The organism is Aeromonas sp. Y293-4 (assembly GCF_027705905.1).
Lineage (GTDB): Bacteria > Pseudomonadota > Gammaproteobacteria > Enterobacterales > Aeromonadaceae > Aeromonas > Aeromonas veronii.
On the sequence record NZ_JAPDCI010000003.1, the window covers coordinates 53,256 to 71,599 of the forward strand.

9 protein-coding genes are annotated in these 18,344 nt (G+C 55.8%); 3 read left to right on the forward strand and 6 right to left on the reverse strand.

The annotated features are described in order from the left end of the window. Both OKC31_RS04235 and OKC31_RS04240 read left to right on the forward strand, forming a co-directional pair. Positions 1-5,043: Ig-like domain-containing protein (locus tag OKC31_RS04235; protein WP_270656341.1), on the forward strand; the 5,043-nt coding region annotated here is incomplete at its 5' end. 110 nt (positions 5,044-5,153) lie between these two features. Continuing rightward, positions 5,154-6,373, forward strand: a protein-coding gene (locus OKC31_RS04240; protein ID WP_270656344.1) for an IS3 family transposase whose coding sequence is annotated in 2 segments (ribosomal slippage) — positions 5,154-5,502 and positions 5,502-6,373 — 1,221 coding nt in all. Because the reading frame shifts where the segments join, the coding sequence is not laid out codon by codon here. Positions 6,374-6,438: 65 nt separating this feature from the next. Here the strand turns inward: OKC31_RS04240 and OKC31_RS04245 are convergent. After that, positions 6,439-6,933 (reverse strand): hypothetical protein, encoded by a 495-nt coding sequence (locus OKC31_RS04245; protein ID WP_042060865.1) that lies wholly within the window; start codon positions 6,931-6,933, stop codon positions 6,439-6,441. Positions 6,934-7,117: 184 nt separating this feature from the next. On the opposite strand from OKC31_RS04245, the gene OKC31_RS04250 reads away from it, so the two are divergent. Continuing rightward, on the forward strand, positions 7,118-9,073 hold the full coding sequence (locus tag OKC31_RS04250; protein WP_162517759.1) for a sensor domain-containing protein: 1,956 nt from the start codon (positions 7,118-7,120) through the stop codon (positions 9,071-9,073). Positions 9,074-9,136: 63 nt separating this feature from the next. Here OKC31_RS04250 and rraB read toward each other — a convergent pair whose 3' ends face one another. From rraB to OKC31_RS04275, 5 genes are all read right to left on the reverse strand, one after another. After that, a complete protein-coding gene (gene rraB / locus OKC31_RS04255; RefSeq protein WP_026034893.1) occupies positions 9,137-9,472 on the reverse strand; it encodes a ribonuclease E inhibitor RraB in 336 nt (111 codons plus the stop codon). 1,349 nt (positions 9,473-10,821) lie between these two features. After that, complete coding sequence (locus tag OKC31_RS04260) at positions 10,822-11,868, reverse strand: AraC family transcriptional regulator (RefSeq protein WP_227342019.1); 1,047 nt, start codon at positions 11,866-11,868, stop codon at positions 10,822-10,824. 179 nt (positions 11,869-12,047) lie between these two features. Further along, positions 12,048-13,502: an efflux transporter outer membrane subunit gene (locus OKC31_RS04265; protein ID WP_227342020.1), complete on the reverse strand. Its 1,455-nt coding sequence runs from the start codon at positions 13,500-13,502 to the stop codon at positions 12,048-12,050. A gap of 49 nt (positions 13,503-13,551) precedes the next feature. Continuing rightward, on the reverse strand, positions 13,552-16,719 hold the full coding sequence (locus tag OKC31_RS04270; protein ID WP_227342021.1) for an efflux RND transporter permease subunit: 3,168 nt from the start codon (positions 16,717-16,719) through the stop codon (positions 13,552-13,554). A gap of 76 nt (positions 16,720-16,795) precedes the next feature. Continuing rightward, entirely contained in the window at positions 16,796-17,977 is a 1,182-nt protein-coding gene (locus OKC31_RS04275) for an efflux RND transporter periplasmic adaptor subunit (protein WP_257119816.1), read from the reverse strand. Positions 17,978-18,344 lie beyond the last annotated feature (367 nt).

Genomic DNA, 18,344 nt, shown 5'->3' on the forward strand with positions numbered 1-18,344 from the left:
ACCGATCTCAAGAGCACCGACGGCGGTCAGACCTGGACCGGTACCTTCACCCCGACCCCGGGCTATACCGGCTCCGCCAGCGTGACCGTGAACAACGGCAGCTACACCGATCTCAACGGCAACGTGGGCACCGGCAACAGTGACGACACCGCGATCGACACCCAGGCCCCCAATGCCCCGACCGTGGTTATCGTGGACGATGCCAACAACGACCAGATGCTGACTAAGGCCGAGATTGGCAATGATCAGATCCAGGTACGCGCCGGGATCAATCACGCAGACCTGGTTGTGGGCGGCAAGGTGACGCTGACCATCAACAATGGTGGGGTGAACAGTACTGTCCAATTGACGCTTAAGGCCGATGGCGCCCTGCTGGCAAGCAATGGCAAGAGCTACGGCTATCAAAACGGCACCATCAGCTGGACGGAAACGACTCCGGCCAACGGCAAGTCGCTGACGGTGACGGCGACTCAGACCGACAAGGCGGGCAACGTCTCCCTGCCGGGCAGCGACAACGCGCAGATCCTGAATGAAGCACCGGAGACGGCGAACAAGCTGGCAAACGGTCGGGAAGATGCAGCCAGCATCGTCATCCCGACCCTCAGCGGCAGCGACATTGACGGTACGGTGGTGAGCTTCACCATCAAGAGTCTGCCAGCCCACGGCACCCTGTATCTGGGTGACGTGGTGGTGACAGCTAATCAGACCATAGCTGTTGCGGATGCGGGCAAGCTAACGTTTAAACCGGATGCCAACTGGAACGGTGATACCGGCTTCACCTATGTGTCGGTGGACAACGACGGCGCCGTAGATGCGAGCCCCGCCACCGTGACCATCAAGGTGGATGCGGTCAACGATCTGCCGACGTTGACCATATCCAAGGATGCAGTCGTTTCCGAAGAAGGTCTCCCTGGTGGGTTGAAAGATGATGAAGGTGGCAAAGATACTACTGATGAGGTCGTTGCCAAGGGAGTGATTACCGTCGGTGATATTGACAGCAATAACTTGACTGTTTCACTGGGATGGCCAACCGATAATGGTGTTCAACCAGTTTATTCTGGTGGTGTGAAGGTCGAGTGGAGTTGGGATGCTGACAGCAAAACGTTGATTGGCTACGCCGGTAGCAAGGACAACGTTGTTCTTGAGGTTAAGCTGACAGCACCAGTTGGTAGTAGCAAAGGTGACTGGGGTTATGAAGTGACCCTGAAGCAGCCGTTGGATCATGCTAATACCACCCAGGAAGACACCCTTGATCTCAAGATAAATGTGTCTGTTTCTGATGGGACTCTGTCTGTGACTAAGCCTTTGACGATTACTGTCGAAGATGATGCCCCGATTGCCGAGAATGCTGAAGTGGTCTCCGTTGCCAAGACAGACATACCGAATGTATTGACCGGCCTGTTTGATTTGACTCGATACTCGGCAACGACAAACCAGAGAGAGCTTGATCTGGACGGGTTCAAGATCACTGCCCAAGGGTTCAAGTCGGCGACCGATTCAACTCTTATTGCTGCAGATGTCAATGCTTCAACGGCTGGGCTTGGTGTTGCAAGTAGCAATAGTCCTTATCACAACCTCGCCAATGAAGTGGATTTCCGTCTCTTTGGGAATGGAAAGTCTGCATCCGAGGAGCTGATCGTCAAGCTCGATCCGGGGACCGTGGCCTATGGTGCGAATATCAAGTTCAGCCAGATGTTTGGTGGCGAGAAGGAGAGTGGTGTTGTGGAGTTTTACCGCGGAGGAGTACTGGTCTCCACACTGATGTTTAGCTCGGATGCGGCAGGTGGAGAGTACAACCAGAACTTCCAGGTGCAGCAGGGCGGTTTTGACACCATGGTGATCAAGGCCACCAACAACGGCAACACCAATACCTCAGATAACAGCGACTTTACCGTCAAGTCTATCGAGTTCCTTGGCTCCTCTACCCCGCAGGCGATTGCCTATGGCTCCGGTACTCTCGCGCCACAATGGGGTGCTGATGGCAAAGGGCATATGGCGCTTGACATCAAGGATACAGACTTTGAGCGCGGTTTATTGACAGCCACGGGGTCTCGTATCTCCATCAGCAATAGCGGTAGCAATACACTGTTGGGGCATGATGAGAGTAACAAGTTAGTCTTCAAGTTGGAGTTCACCCCTGCTACCGGCAAATGGGAGTTCTTCCAGTATGCCGAGATGCAGCGTCCGGACGATGGCGACATCGACTTCACCTTCAAGGCCTTTGATCGCGATGGTGATAGCTCGCAAGGCAGCTTTGCTGTCAACCCGCTGGCGCGCCCGACTGTGGTCAATATAGCAAGTGACAGCGAGCTTGAAGGTACCAGTCTGCAACATGTAGTGACCCTGAGCGGGGCGACCAATGTGGTGACCCAGTACAGCTTCTCCATTGCCGGCACAGGAGCGAATGCCGCAACAAATGCTGATTGGGGAAGACCAACATTTAGCCATGGTGTGACTTTGAGCGCCGATGGCAAGAGTGTGAGCGTACCAGCCGGGGTGACCAGCTTCACGGTTACCGTGCCTACAGTGAACGATCGTCTGGTTGAGACTAACGAGACTCTGCAGGTGACCGTAGGTGACAAGAGTGGCACTGGCACCATCATCGATAACGATTTTAGAGTCCATTTAGAGAATGGTCTGGTTGATGAAGATGGTTTGTCTGGTGGCAATGCTGGTTTGCCAGAGCCTGTCGGAGAACCGATCAGTGGTCCGCTTTCTGTAACCCAGCAGCTACAGGTGACAGATGGTAGTGGTAACAACGTGACAGGTGTTCAGCTCAAGCTGTTGAGTATTGGCGGGATAACTGGCATAGAAGGACAAGTGTTGAACTGGGAGCAGGTTGGTTCGGGGCTTAATGGGTATATAGGTACCAAAACCCCTGCGAATCTGGCCTTTACCGTGACGGTAGATAACAACGCGAATCCGCCGAGCTATACCTTCACCATGATCAAGCCGCTCAGCCATCTTGTGGATGGTCAAAGCAATATATTGAGCAGTCAGGATGAGCTGCGTCTCACCGTGAACTATGAGGTGAGCAAAGCCGGTTTCGACACTATCCCCGACTCTTTCGTTGTTGCCGTACGTGATGATGTGCCGGTTGCCGGCCCGATTTTCCATGCTGTGGAGTCAGAAACTAAAGTCGGTGCTAATGTGCAGTTGATCTTGGATATATCCGGCTCTATGGCATGGGATGCAAAAACGGGAAGTGATAAAAATGTCATCAAGTCTCGTTTGGATGTAATGAAAGAGTCTGCTTACCAGTTGCTGGATCAGTATCTTGCGCAAGGGCAGACAAAAGTACAGCTTATCGTTTTTTCTTATGATGCAGCGCTTAAAGGCGATTCAAGCTGGCTTGATGTTGCAACTGCCAAAAATATCATCTCCCAATTGAAAGCCGATGGTTCCACTGATTATGATGATGCTCTCAAATTGGCCCAAAATAGTTGGGGGGGAAGTAATTCTGGGCGTTTGAATGGGGCCACCAATGTCAGTTATTTCCTGTCTGATGGCCAACCTAATACAACCGATAAGATAGATCAGGCTGAAGAGAAATCCTGGATTGATCATTTAAATAAAAATAATGTGACGGCTCTTGCATATGGAATGGGTGAGCGTGATCTTGATGTTGAGCAGTTGAATCGAGTTGCACACGATGGTTACTTGAAAGTGGATGGCAATGCGGTAATTGTCCCGGACGTGACCAAGTTGCCACCCATCCTGTTGCAATCAGTGGTGCAGCCGATTGGCGGTAATTTGTTGAGCAGTGTTGAGGGATATGGAGTCGGTGCAGATGGTGGTTTTGTGAGCCAACTTACGGTTCGTGGCGTGACGTATAACTTTAACGGCAATACTGTTATTACTGCAGGCAGTTCCAATGTGCTCAGCCATAAATTTGATACTGCAACCAAAACGCTGACTATCTACATCGATAACAAGCACTCGCTGAGTGTCGATCTTGATAACGGCAGTTACCAGTTCTTTGGTGCTGCGGTGTCACCCTCAGTCAAGTTTGATTTTGGTTATACCTTGAAAGATCTAGATGGTGATACCAGTTCGAGCACATTGACCTTTGTGGTGGGTACAGATGTAAGGTCTACAGGTGATGTGATTGATGATGTGCGATTGAATTATTTTGGTACCAGTGATGAACAACTGTTGTGGAGTAACCCTGCAGGAATCAGTAATCAGTTGATTGCAAACCATACTCGAGGTGTTGTGATTGATGTGGGGGCTGGTGGGGATAATGTATTATCTGGGCGTGGCGATGACATAATTTATCTTGGTGAAAGCCATGCGATTCTGGATCAGAATGCAAGTGCGATTAACAATATAGCAGCCGCGCAACAAAAGCTGGAGTTGTTCATGAGTGGGGCGGACAGTAACCTGCTAGTTACTCCAAGTGATGGTGAGGATAGTGCTCTTAAGACCCAGGCTTTTAGTACTGCCCATATTGATATTGCTCATGGGGGGGCCGGAAGTGATCGTATTTATGGTCAAGGTGGCGTTGACTTGCTATTTGGTGGTTCAGGTAACGATTTATTATTTGGTGGTGACGGAAATGACGGTCTGAGAGGGGGAACGGGTAATGATCTCCTTTCCGGCGGAACAGGGAATGACTATTTGAGTGGTGGTCTGGGCAACGACATACTGACCGGTGGCGATGGAGCGGATATCTTCGTATGGAATCAGGGGGATGCCAGTGTCAGCAATCCTGCCGTTGATGTCATTACTGATTTTAACAAGACGGCCAATAATGCTGTCGATGGGGATCAGAAGGATGTCATTGACTTGAGCGATTTGCTCGATGCACATAGCAGCAAGAGTGTGGCATCCCTTAAAGAGCTACTCTCCATCTTTGAAGATAACGGCAAGGTTCGTTTGGAAGTGAGAGATGACACAAGTGATCATAAATTGATGCAAACAATAGTGTTGGAAGGTCACTCTTTTGCCTCACTGACAGGAAATGCATATACGGCTCAGAGCCAGGCCAGTCAGGTTATCGACTATATGTTGCAAAACCACTTGCTCGATATCGACAAGTAAGCCCAACTCGGGGCAATAAAAAAGCGGCAGAGCAATCTGCCGCTTTTTTTATCTTTGTGTCCCGTCCTGAATATGGTTTACACCTTTTCCCCCAATAAATGGAGAATCCGATGGGACAAGGTGTGAAACGGACACAGCGCGATTACTCGCTGACTTTTAAACTGGCGCTGGTCGAGCAGATTGAAAAAGGCGAGCTCACCTACAAACAGGCTCAGGTGCGTTATGGCATTCAGGGCCGCTCCACCGTTCTGGTATGGTTGCGTAAACATGGTCGGCAAGATTGGAGCCAGGGGGCTTCTGTGCGTGCCGGCAGGAGCATCACCATGCCTGACCCCGACAACCAGACGTCCGAACAGCGCATCAAGGAACTCGAGCAGCAGCTGGCGCTGATGAGTCAGAAGGCCCAGTTCTTTGAGGCCGTCGTCGATGTACTGAAGAATGACTACGGCGTCTCCATCGTAAAAAAGCGACTCGGCAAGTCCTCTCGCAGCGGCAAGTCGAGAGGCTGACCATTGTCAGGGCTTGCCTGTTTCTGGGGATAAGCCGGCAGGCTTACTACAAGCGCAATCGGGTCGCCGACGAGCGCCATGCACAAGGACTGCAGGTGGTGCGCTTCGTGCGTCAGGTTCGACTGCGACAACCTCGGGTGGGCACTCGCAAGCTGCATTATCTGCTGCAGGGTCAGGAGGATGGCGGGCTCAAGGTCGGGCGGGACAGGCTGTTTTGGATATTGGCCGAGCACTGCCTGCTGGTGCAGCCCAGACGGGCGTATCACAAGACCACCCACAGTTTTCACCGCTTCTACCGCCACCCCAACTTGCTCAAGGCAGGGCCGGAGCAGGTCACGCCGGTGGCCCCGGAGCAGGTCTGGGTCGCAGACATCACCTATCTGCCAGCCAGGAGCGGGCCGCTGTACCTGAGCCTGGTGACGGATGCCTACTCACGCAAGATAGTGGGCCATCACGTGCACGAAGGGATGCACGCCGAATCGGTGGCGATGGCGTTCAAGAAAGCACTGAAGCAACGGTGTGGCAGCGGTGAACTCATCCATCACTCGGACCGCGGCGTGCAGTATTGCTCGGGGGTGTATCAGTCATTACATGAACGGTACGGGGTGAAATGCTCGATGACGGATGGGTATGACTGTTACCAGAATGCGTTGGCGGAGCGGGTGAACGGGATTTTGAAAGGAGAGTTATTGTTGCAAAGCCCGCAGGATTTGACGCAAGCGCGGGAAATGGTGCGTGAGGCGGTGGATATTTACAACGAGGAGCGGCCGCATCATGCGTTGAAATACAGAACCCCCGATGCGGTACATAGGGGGTTCTGATTAGAGAAATGCTAGTTGAAAATGTGTAAACCTATTTCAGGACTAGACATTGCAGGGAAGAGAAATCAGTTGCCGAGGGTGGCGAACAGGCTCTGCTCCAGGCTGCCGCGGGAGACACAGACCGGCTTGATGGACGGGGCCGGTACGCGCTCGCCTGAGGATTCAACGAAGAACAGTTCGGTGTTGCCCTTGACGTTGACGGTGGCCACGCTGCTGTTGCCGCTCTGAGTGATGATCAGGTTGATCTGCAGGTTCGGGTTGCCCAGTGCAACTTTGGAACCCATGGTGCCGCAGTCTAACCACTCCAGCCCGTCGGCTGACTGATTGACGTTGGCGGTCATCAGGCCGGAGCCACGCTGGCTGTTTTCGATGGTGAGGCCGTGATCGGTGAACCACTTCTCGGCGCGAGCCCACACCAGATCCACCGGGATCGCCATTTCCTGAGTGTTGTTGGTTGCCTTGGCAATTGGCGGGTTGTAGCGATACTCCTCACCGCCGTTATTGTCACCAGCACAACCAACCAGCAGCAGCGCCAATGCGCTCCCCATAATCTTTTTCATCTTGTTTCTCTCGTCCATATCACCAGGCCATTGGCCAACCGGCGCCTATTATCGCCGGAGCGACAATCTCTGTCAGCAACCATCCAGCGTCGATGTTATGGGGAGGTGATCGGGATGCTTTACAAAATTGGTTTGCTATCATAGATTTGCTCGAAATTCCTCCATAAGCACCCCTGTGACCAACATGCTCACCCCGGATCTGCTGCAGCAGATCATCGACCAATTGCCAATGAGTATCTTCTGTCGGGATAGTCATGGGCGTTACCTGTTCGCCAATCGTGAGTTCGCCCGTGAAGCCAAGCTGGAGTCGCCTGCCGAGGTAGTCGGCAAGACAGATGCAGAGATGCCCTGGGGCGATGTATTTCGCAGTGAGGATGAGCAGCTGCTTGCCGGAGGCGTGCCGATGCTGTATCAGCAGCTTCATTGCAACCGGGGCGGGAATACCTGCTGGATGGAGGTGCACAAGGTGCCTCTTTACACCCCGCAGGGAGAGGCGTGCGCAGTGTTTGGCGTGGTTAACGAGATTGCCCAGCGCAAGAGCCTGGAACAGACGGTCAAAAAGCAGCAGTTGTTGCAGCGTTTTCTGCTCGATGCCATTCCTGATCTGATCCGTTTCGATGATCACAACGGGGTATTGCTGGAGTGCAATCAGGCGTTTCTCGACTTTATCGGCCAAGGGGCGGATGAGGTGCTGGGTCAGCAGCTACCGTTCCGGTTGGCGGCGCCGCAGGGGATGGGCCACGGCGAGTGTTGTCTGCTGGATGCCAGCGGGCAGGGGCGACACATGGAGATCACCCGGGTCGATGTCCCCGATGGTGACGGCCACTCCCTCGGGATCCTGACGCTGGGGCGTGACATCACCGGCCTGCGCACCACTCAGGCGCAGTTGCAGCAGGAGCAGCACTACGACAGTCTGACTGGATTGCTCAAACTCTCCCGGTTCTTGCAGACCAGCCGCCATCTGGGGGGACGCAGTGCCACGCTGGTGCTGGTTGACCTGCACCATTTTCGTGAGATCAACGATCGCTTCGGGATCCGGATTGCCGACCGCCTGCTCAGCCAGGTGGCCAAGCGGTTGCAGCAGCTGGTACCGCCGCGTTCTCTGCTCTGTCGGGTCGCTGCCGATGACTTCAGCCTGTTGTTGCCGGATTTCAACGAGCCATTGCAGGGGTGGAGCCAGCATCTGCAGCAGCAGTTGATGGAGCACTATCAGGTGGAAGATCATCGTATCCAGATCCCGGTGTTTCTGGGGCTGGCCCAGGGGCGGGCAAGCGATGCCGAGCGGTTGCTCAGTCATGCCGAGGCTGCGCTGGCGCAGGGCAAACGGCAGCAGCAGTACTGCACCCTGTTTGATCCCGAGCTGCATGCCCGGCTCAAGCGGCGTCAGCTGATCGCCGCCCAGTTGCCGCTCGCTATCAAGTCCGCCCAGCTGGTTGCCGTCTATCAGCCGATCATCTGTACCCGCACTCACCGGCTGCACGGCGCCGAGCTGCTCTGTCGCTGGCCCCATCCCGAGCTTGGGATGATCTCCCCCGATGAGTTCATTCCGTTGGCGGAAGAGATGGGGATCATCGGTCAGCTTGGTCAGTTGATGCTGGAGCAGGGCTGTGCCCAGCTGGCGCAGTGGCAAACTGCGCAGCCGGATATGGTGCTCTCCATCAACCTCTCGCCGCTGCAGTTCCGTGATCCGGCGCTCTGTGAGCGGGTCTCAGCCTGCATCGCTCGCCATGGTCTCAAGGCCAGTCAACTGGAGCTGGAGATTACCGAAGGGGTACTGATGGAGAACGCCGACGAGATTGAGACCAACCTCGATAACCTGATCGCCGCCGGTTTTCAGCTGGCCATCGACGACTTTGGTACCGGTTACTGTTCGCTGGCCTATCTGCCGCGTTTGCAGGTGGCGACCCTCAAGCTGGATCGCAGCTTCACTCAGGGGCTCGCCAGCAATAGCGCGACCACCGCTATCGTGCGGTCAGTCATCGGGTTGGGCCATGAGCTGGGGATCCGGATCACGGCCGAAGGGGTAGAGACACCCGAGCAGCAGCTGTGGCTGACCGAGGCGGGGTGTGATCGGCTTCAGGGCTATCTGTTCAGTCGTCCCCTGCCGCCGGCGGAGTTTGCTGCCAGCTATCTGGCGTGAGAGATCGTCAGAAACAACAAGGCCACCGCAAGGTGGCCTTGTTGTTTTACGATGGAGGCAGGATCAATCCTGGAAGTAGGTGCCCCAGCCATCGTAATCCACCCCATATTTTTCCAGGATGGGCAGCATCTTGGCGATATCGGCAACGATCGCTTCGACATTCAGCTTGCACTCGATGGTGGCATCGAAGCAGAAGATGGTGGCGCCGTCATCCAGCTCCATCTCTTCGGCATCGGTCACTTCAAAACCGGCCTTGAACAGGTCAACCGCTGCTTTTTCCAGACGGTCGAAATCCTGGCAGGCGAAGTGGTGCTCGATGTCGTAATCCGCATCGGGATTACTGCCATCGGCCAGCAGTTCGTTGACGATCTCGGTGGTCTCATCACGCCACTCTTGCATATTCAGACTCATGTTGCCTCCAGGCGGTATCATTGCGGCAAAGCATACTCGCAGAGTGGATTCGGCTCAATGCGGCGGACCCACTGAACCTCGAATTTCCATCATATTGGCGCAGCCTGCAGGGTGTTCAGAGGCTAGCAAGTATGGCAAACAGGACTGAAATGGATAATAAATGGTCGCTTCGTTCGGTTGTTGAGCGAACGCGCTTTTTATCGTGCCATCATGGTTGACACTCTGCGCTGGAAAGGGTTTAATGCGCGCCGTTGCCCAGATAGCTCAGTCGGTAGAGCAGGGGATTGAAAATCCCCATGATCGTTTCCATACCACAGCTCTGGACAGCACACCCTACAAGGCTTCGCTTTCAACGCGAGGCCTTTTTGTTATGCGTCTCTGGTCAATCTCTGGCAAGGTTGCTCACCGAGCTCGAGATTAATAATCCCCGGACCTCTGCTCCGCTGCTTCATCTGACAACAGATAGCGAAATCCACTCCACCCTCCCCTGCATTGATCCCCACTTCCTACGAACAACGCGTGCCCTCCCAGGCAACTCCTGCGTGATATTGTATTGGTAGAGAGTGCTCGTCGCTGGGTCGCTTCTTTGGGGAAGCAGCTGGATGACATCAGCCGAGTTATTCGCCACTCTCAGGAGATGTTGACACTAAAGCGTCAGTTATTTTTGAATATACTCGACTCACCATAAAGAACACATAAGAGTGATCCATAACCAGTGGTTCTTGGTCCGTGTAGGATACTTCAATAAGATGATTTCCCAACTCGGTGAGCCAGTGCTGAATCGGCTGGAAGAGCGATGCTATCTCATTCGCACCGAACATGATCGCCTAACCACGCGTATCAAGCGTCGCACAGCTCACATTCGTGACGGCCAGTATTATGCTTTCAACTATGACAAGATCATGGAGGTAGACTGTGATGATTGTTATAAACCCGAGGATACTCCGCTACCAACGACCACTAGGTTCACTTGCTGTCGGGGATAACGGGGAAAAGGAGATAGCCTCCTTTAGATAGGAGATGGCAGCATTGACAGCGGACGTTGAAAAGTTTTAGGAAGAGGGGGGCCAGTGCGAACTAGCCCCTTTGCTTTGTGGGCTTAGGTGGCAAATTGCCGTGGTGGCAGCATGGATGCTCAGGGCTGCGAAAATTGTCAGTCATGGAGTGGTTGACTGATGCTACGGTCAGAAGGATAGATGATCGTATCAAAAGGCAGAGAAGGCCAGGATGAGCTTGTTATGGCTCTCAGGATAGCTGTGCGGCCACAGCGGCTTATTCGGCCGCTAAGCCGCGATACGAGTGTCTCACCATTACCAGGACTAAAACGCTGGTTCGCTTTAAGCCTCAAACGCCCCTCTTCCAGAACCATACCCTACCGCACCTCTGGCGACTTTGCGCTGCAACTCGAGCCACTCACCGGGAGATACCCCCTCCCAGCCGTTGAACGCTCGATAAAACGAGTTGGAATCTTCGTAGCCGAGCAGGTACGCCATCTCGTTGGGCTCTATCGCGCCAGTCTGCAAATAGGAGCGCGCCAGTTCGCGGCGGGTCTCCTCCACCAGTTGCTGAAAAGTGATGCCCTCATCGGTCAACCGCCGTTGCAGAGTTCGCGTACTCATCGCCAGCTCTTTGGCCAGCGATTGCAGCGTCGGACGCCGACCCGCGAGAGTGCGCTTCAGCACCTGTTTCACCGCGTAGGTGATTCTGGTGTTTTGGTCATGCTCCTGCAACTCGGCATCGAGCTGCGGGGCAATCACGGCGAGCAGCTCTTCGTTGTGGGTATAAAAGGGAAAATCCAGATCGCTGCTGCGAAACACCAGTGCATTGCGCGACGCATTGAAGGTGATCGGACAGCCAAAGTGCCCCTCCAGCAACGCGCGATGCTCGGGGCCACGCGTCAATTCGATGCGCCGCGGGCGAATATGTCCGTCAGAGCTGTGTTGTGCCATGGCCGTCATCCAAGAGAAGCCCATATCAGTCATGATATGGGGCGGTTGCTCACTGGTTGCCAGATAATGAGAGTCGATGATCACCTCATCACCTTTTACCTCGACACGGATCTCTTCCGGGCAGACGACCCGTTTGTAACGGGCCAGACGCTGCAGTGCATCTCGTAAACAACTGCTGCACACCGCCGCAATCGCCATCGGATGATTGCGCTCGAGTCGCATATCTGCACCCAACTTGAGACCAAATGCCACATCGCCACAATGGTCTGTGATCGCGCTCCACAGGGAAAACAACTCTGCCGTGGAGGCATAGATTTTCTCTTGCTGGAAAAACAGCTCAGGCAGTCCGGCTTTGCGCTGCAACATCTCTAACGAGAGCCCCCGCTCTGCAATGCGCAACATCCACTGTTTGGAAATTCTAAAACGATCGATCATCGTGTGGTGTACTCAATCAAAGTAGATAACGTGACCTTGTCAGGCCGCTGATACCGCTTGGCGGCATTGGTGGGCCAATGCCGCTTTTTAGCAAAAAATATCTGACATCACACCATGCAGTTATTCACATTCTTGATATGTGTAGGTGCCAGTCATCGGCTCACAAAAGGGCCCATTGCTCAGGTTTTGTTGGATGCCTCATCGGCCACATATTCCGGCCAACCGCCGGCCATGGCTCGGTAGAGTGACACCACGGCCAGGGTATATCCGACCCGACTCTGTGCCAACGCATCCTGGCTTTGCAGACGCACGCTTTCGGCATCCAGCAACGCCAGCAGATCGATGGCGCCCTGGTCGAAGCGCACCTTGGCCGCCTCGGCGGCACGCACGCTGGCTGCAGCAGCCTGCTCCAGATGCTGGCGCTGCTGCTCACTGCGTGACACCTGAACCAGCGCATTCTCGGTCTCTTCCAGCGCGGTGAGGACAGTTTTCTCATAGCTGGCCAGATCACCGGCTGTCTGCGCATTGCTGGCAGCGATGCGCGCACGAACACGACCAACATTCAAAAATGAGCCATCAATACCGAGTGTCAGCGACCGGGTCTCGCTGTCCCGTGCAAACAGAGAGCCGGCATCCAATGCCTGAGTACCGATCAAGCCCCCCAGGGTAAATCGGGGGAAGAGATCGGCAGTGGCCACACCGATGCGCGCTGTCGACGCGGCCAGGCGATGCTCGGCAGCAGCGACATCTGGACGGCGGCGAAGCAACTCGCCAGGAGCCTGCATGGGCACATTCGCAGGCAACTGCGCCAGCGCTGCCGGCGCCGCCAGCTCGCTAATCAATGACTCCGGCACATTACCGGTCAGTACACCCAGTCGGTGGGTAGCCAGCGCAATTTGCACCTCCAGTGGCGGGATGCTGGCTCGGGTGGTTTCGAGCTGGGCACGGCTTCTATCCACATCAAACGCGCTGGCCATGCCCGCCCCTTGCCGCAGTTGCAGTAGCGACAGGGTTTGCGCCTGGTTGGCGGCGTTGTCACGGGCGATGCCCAGCTGCTCCTGCCAGCCGCGCAGCTGGAAGTAGGTCTGGGCCAGTTCCCCCACCACCGCCACCTGCATGGCAGCCATATCATCGGCACTGGCACGGGTGTCGGCGCGCTGCACTTCCACGGAACGCCGCACGCGACCAAACAGATCCAGCTCCCAGCTAAAGCCGACACTACCCTGATATTGGTGATAATCGCGATCGGCAGCCGCGACGCCGGGCTGCTGACTGGCACTGCTGCGCTCATTGCTTGCCTGCGAGCTGGCGGTGAGCGTAGGCAGCAAGTCGTACTTTGCGCTACCCAGCATGGCATTGGCCTGCTGATAATTGGCCAGTGCCAGCTGCACATCGTGGTTATGACGCAGGGCAAGCTCAACCAGTTTGGTGAGCTCCGGGTCGTTAAATCCGCGCCAGAACGCCGGCCCCGCATCTGGAGCCGGCTCTTGACGCACTGTGGCATCCAAACGGGCATAGCTGCTCACGGCCGGCAGGGCCGGACGTTCAAAGTCCGGTCCGACGCTGCACGCTGACAACAGCGCGGCGAGGCTCACCGTGAGCACGCGACGGAATGGATGGGTTTTCGAGTTCACATACATCGTAAAGTTACTCGTCCAAAAAGAGGTTGGAATACGCCCGGATTCAGAGCGGATCGCCCACGAAGGTCGACTCGCCATGCTGGACCAAGGGCCGGCCTGAGAGCTTACGCAGCGCCACGTAGAACACCGGGGTCAGGAACAGACCAAACAGCGTCACCCCCAGCATCCCCGCAAAGACCGTGATACCGGTCACCGAGCGCACTTCCGCCCCGGCGCCCGTGGAGAGCACCAACGGAACCGTGCCGGCGATAAAGGCGATTGATGTCATCACAATCGGGCGCAACCGCAGCCGGCATGCCTTCAACGCGGACTCAACAATGCCACGACCGTTCATCTCCAGCTCACGGGCAAACTCGACGATCAGGATGGCGTTCTTGCACGCCAGCCCCATCAGCACCACCAGCCCCACCTGAACGAAGACGTTGTTATCACCACCTGTCATCCAGACCCCGAACAGCGCCGAGAGCAGCGTCATCGGTACAATCAGGATCACTGCCAGCGGCAGGGTCCAGCTTTCGTACAGCGCTGCCAGCACCAGGAACACCATCAAGATTGCCACCGGGAAGACAATAAAGGCGGCATTGCCCTGAGTGGCCTGCTGATAGCTCAAGTCAGTCCACTCGGTAGTCATCCCTACCGGCAATACCTGCCCGGCGATATCGGTCAATTTGCCCATCACCTGCGCCGACGAGAGCATGCGCGGATCGGCCTCACCGGCCAGATCGGCGGCGGGATAGCCGTTAAAACGCAGCACCGGGTCCGGACCGTAGGTTTCCTTGATGGTCACCATCGCACCAATCGGTACCATCTCGCCGCGGGCATTACGGGTTTGCAGCTTGCCGATGTCCTCCACGCTATCGCGAAACGCCCCGTCCGCCTGCGCAATCACCTGCCAGGTACGACCAAACTGGTTGAAGTCGTTCACATAGGTCGAGCCCAAATAGGTCTGCAAGGTATCGAACAGCTCGGTCAGTGCGACCCCTTGCGCCTTGGCTTTGACACGATCCACATGGGCATCGAGTTGCGGCACGTTGGCCTGATAACTCGTAATTGGGTACGCCATGCCCGGTGTCTGGGCTACTGTGCCCTGCATCGCCTGCACGGCTTCTTGCAGTTTGCCGTAACCGAAATTGCCACGGTCCTCGATAAACATCTGATAGCCGTTACCGCTGCCGAGCCCCAGGATCGGAGGCGGCATCATCGAGAAGGCGAAGCCCTCTTGCAGACCAGCGATCTTCTGGTTTATCTCGGCATTGATCTGTGCCGCAGTGCGGCCATTACGCTCAGCAAACGGCTTGAGCGGTATGAACGCCACCCCGGTGTTGGGTGTGTTGGTGAATTGCAGCGCATTAAGACCCGGGAACGAAATGGTGTGCGCCACCCCGTCGGTCTCTTGTGCGATCTGGGCGACCTTGCGCAACATCTCGTCGGTGCGGGCAATCGACGAACCTTCCGGCAATTTTACCCCGGCAATCAGGTAGAGCTTGTCCTGGGTCGGGATAAATCCGGGCGGAACCTGTTTGAACATCACACCGGTCGCGCCGAGCAGCAGGGCATAAACCACAAACACGGCGCCACGGCGACCAAGGATACGGGAGATGTTGCGCTCATAGCGCTCGGAGCTCGACTTGAAGACCCGGTTAAACGGACGGAACAACCATCCCAGCAGGTAGTCAATCAGTCGGCTCGGACCATCCTTGGGCGCATCGTGCGGTTTGAGCAAACGGGCAGCCAGCGCCGGCGACAAGGTCAAGGAGTTGATGGCCGAGATCACGGTCGAGATGGCGATGGTGACGGCGAACTGCTTGTAGAACTGGCCGGTGACACCGGACAAAAACGCCATCGGCACAAACACGGCGCACAGCACCAGCGCGATCGCAATGATCGGCCCGGAGACTTCACGCATCGCTTGATGCGCCGCAGCCACCGGCGAGAGCCCCTCTTCGATGTTACGCTCGACGTTCTCCACCACCACGATGGCATCGTCCACCACAATCCCGATGGCGAGCACCAGACCGAACAGGCTCAGGGTGTTGATGGAAAAACCCAGTACATAGAGGGTAGCAAAGGTCCCCACCACCGACACCGGCACGGCGATCAGCGGAATGATCGAGGCACGCCAGGTCTGCAGGAACAGGATCACCACCAGCACCACCAGCAATACTGCTTCGAGCAGGGTGTCCACCACGGCACTGATCGAATCACGCACAAAGATGGTGGTGTCGTAGACAGCTTCATACTTCACATCAGACGGGAAGGTCTTCTGCATCTGGTTCATCGCATTGATGACCGCATCGCGGATCTCGAGCGCATTGGCGCCCGGCGACTGGAAGATACCTATACCGACCGCATTCTTGCCATCCAACTGGGAGCGCAGGGTGTAATCGCCGGCTCCAAGCTCAACGCGGGCCACATCGGCCAGACGCACCACTTCTCCGTTATCGCCATTTTTCAGCACGATATCGCCGAATTCCTGCTCGCTGCGCAGACGCCCCTGGGCGTTGATCAGCGTGAGGAACTGGCTGTTTGGCATCGGCTCGGCACCCAGTTGGCCAGCCGACACCTGCACGTTCTGTTCGCGCATGGCGCTGACCACATCACTGGCCGTCAGGCCCAGAGAGGCAATCTTGTCCGGGTCAAGCCAGGCGCGCATGGCATAGTCACCACCACCAAACACTTGGGCATCCCCCACCCCCGGGATCCGCGCCAGCGCATCTTTCACATGCAGACGCGCGTAGTTACGCAAGTACAGGGTGTCGTACTTGCCGCCTGGCGAAGTCAAATGCACCACCATCAGAAACGTCGGAGACTGCTTCTGGGTGGTCACGCCCTGGCGGCGCACATCTTCCGGCAGACGAGCCTGTGCCTGCGCCACACGGTTTTGTACCTTGACCGCGGCCTCGTCGGGGTCAGTGCCCGGACGGAAGGTGATGGTCATCTGCAGCACGCCGTCAGAGCCAGCCACCGACTTGAAATACATCATGCCTTCGACGCCATTGATCGCCTCTTCCAGCGGCGTGGCCACGGTTTCAGCGATCACCTTGGGGTTGGCGCCCGGATAGACGGTTCGTACCACTACCGACGGCGGCACCACTTCCGGATACTCGCTCACCGGCAAGTTAGGAATGGTGATCAATCCGGCAGCGAAGATCACGATCGACAGCACAGCCGCAAAAATTGGCCGATCAATAAAGAAACGGGAAAAGTCCATGGAATAGGTCCTTAAACAGACTGTTCGAGAGAGACCAGGCGCGTCAGCACACGCGCCGCAGTGGACATTGGGGTGGTCATTTCATCGCCGCCGTCAATGCTGAAGCGCCCTGCATCGGCACCTCTCTGGCGTTCACCGGCATGCCCGGAATGAACACCTTCTGATAGCCTTCGATGATCACGCGATCGCCAGCCACCAATCCTTTCTCGATGATGCGAAGCCCCTCGGCTTCCCGTCCCGGAATCACGTCACGACGCTGGGCCTTGCCATCTTTGTCGACCACATAGACATATTTACGGTCCTGATCAGTCAGCAGGGCCTTGTTGTCGATCAGCACGGCATCGGGAATGCGGCCACCTTGCAGGCGCACACGGGCAAACAGACCTGGGGTCAAAATGCGATCTTTGTTATCCAGAATGGCGCGAACGCGAAGGGTGCCGCTGCTGCGCTGCACCCGGTTGTCGAGAAAGTCGACCTCGCCGCTGTGGAGGAAGCCCTCCTCATTGGAGAGCCCAACCTGAACCGGGATCGTGGCGCTGTTGCCACCTAGGTCAGTGCGGGCGCGCTGGGTGTAACGCAGGAAGGCATTCTCATCGATGTCGAAATAGGCATACATCTTGTCTTGCGACACCAAGGTGGTCAGCACGCTCGTAGCGCCGTCTGCCGTAACCAGGTTGCCCTTGGTCACCAGCGCACGCCCTGCCCGACCGACAATCGGTGCGCGTACCTGGGTCCACTCCAGATTGAGCTTTGCCGTATCGACCGCAGCTTGAGCTGCCATCATATCGGCCTGGGCCGCTTTATCGGCAGCGTTGCGCTGCTCCCACAGCTCGGTAGAAATGGCGTGTTGGGCGACCAGCACCTTGGCGCGGCGCGCTTCGTTGCGGCTCTGCGCCGCCACACTGGTCGCACGTGCGAACTGTGCATTGGCCCGCGCCAGTTCGGCGCGGTAATTGCGGGCATCGATAGTGAACAGCACATCGCCTTGTTTCACCTCCTGACCTTCCCGATAGTTCACGCTCTCGAGATACCCAGATACACGGGGACGCAGTTCGACGCTTTGAATCGCTTCAATACGGCCACTGTATTCATCCCACTGGGTCACCGGTTTGACCACAACCTGCGCCGCGCTCACCTCGGGCGGTGCCATCGATACTGGGATGGACTTGTCGTTGCAACCGGCAAGCAACAGGGTACCCAAGGTCAACACTACCAACAAAGGCGATGCGTCATACCGCAAAATATGTATGTTTTTCATATAGATGATTCCAATTGTGGAATAGGAAAAAAACGTGATGTGCGATGGTCAAATCGTCGCCAAAACGGGAGCTTGGTCACAAATTGAGGCAGATCAGAACAATACAAGGGGCAAGACATAACCTATATGCAGAACGCGCCAATTTACTTGCAAAACGCGCCAATTCATAAAAATCGAGCTCATAGAAACAACTGACTTGAACTAAGGAAAGTGCGAACAAGTATCCCACGAACAAAAAATGAAAATTTTAGTCATTTAATATCAATGGGTTACCAGTAAATGCTCTCGTGCCATATGACTTATTCGCACCTTCCCTAACATTCTCTATCATCAAATGGCTGCGTTTTAAACCTAGCCCCTCCCGTTG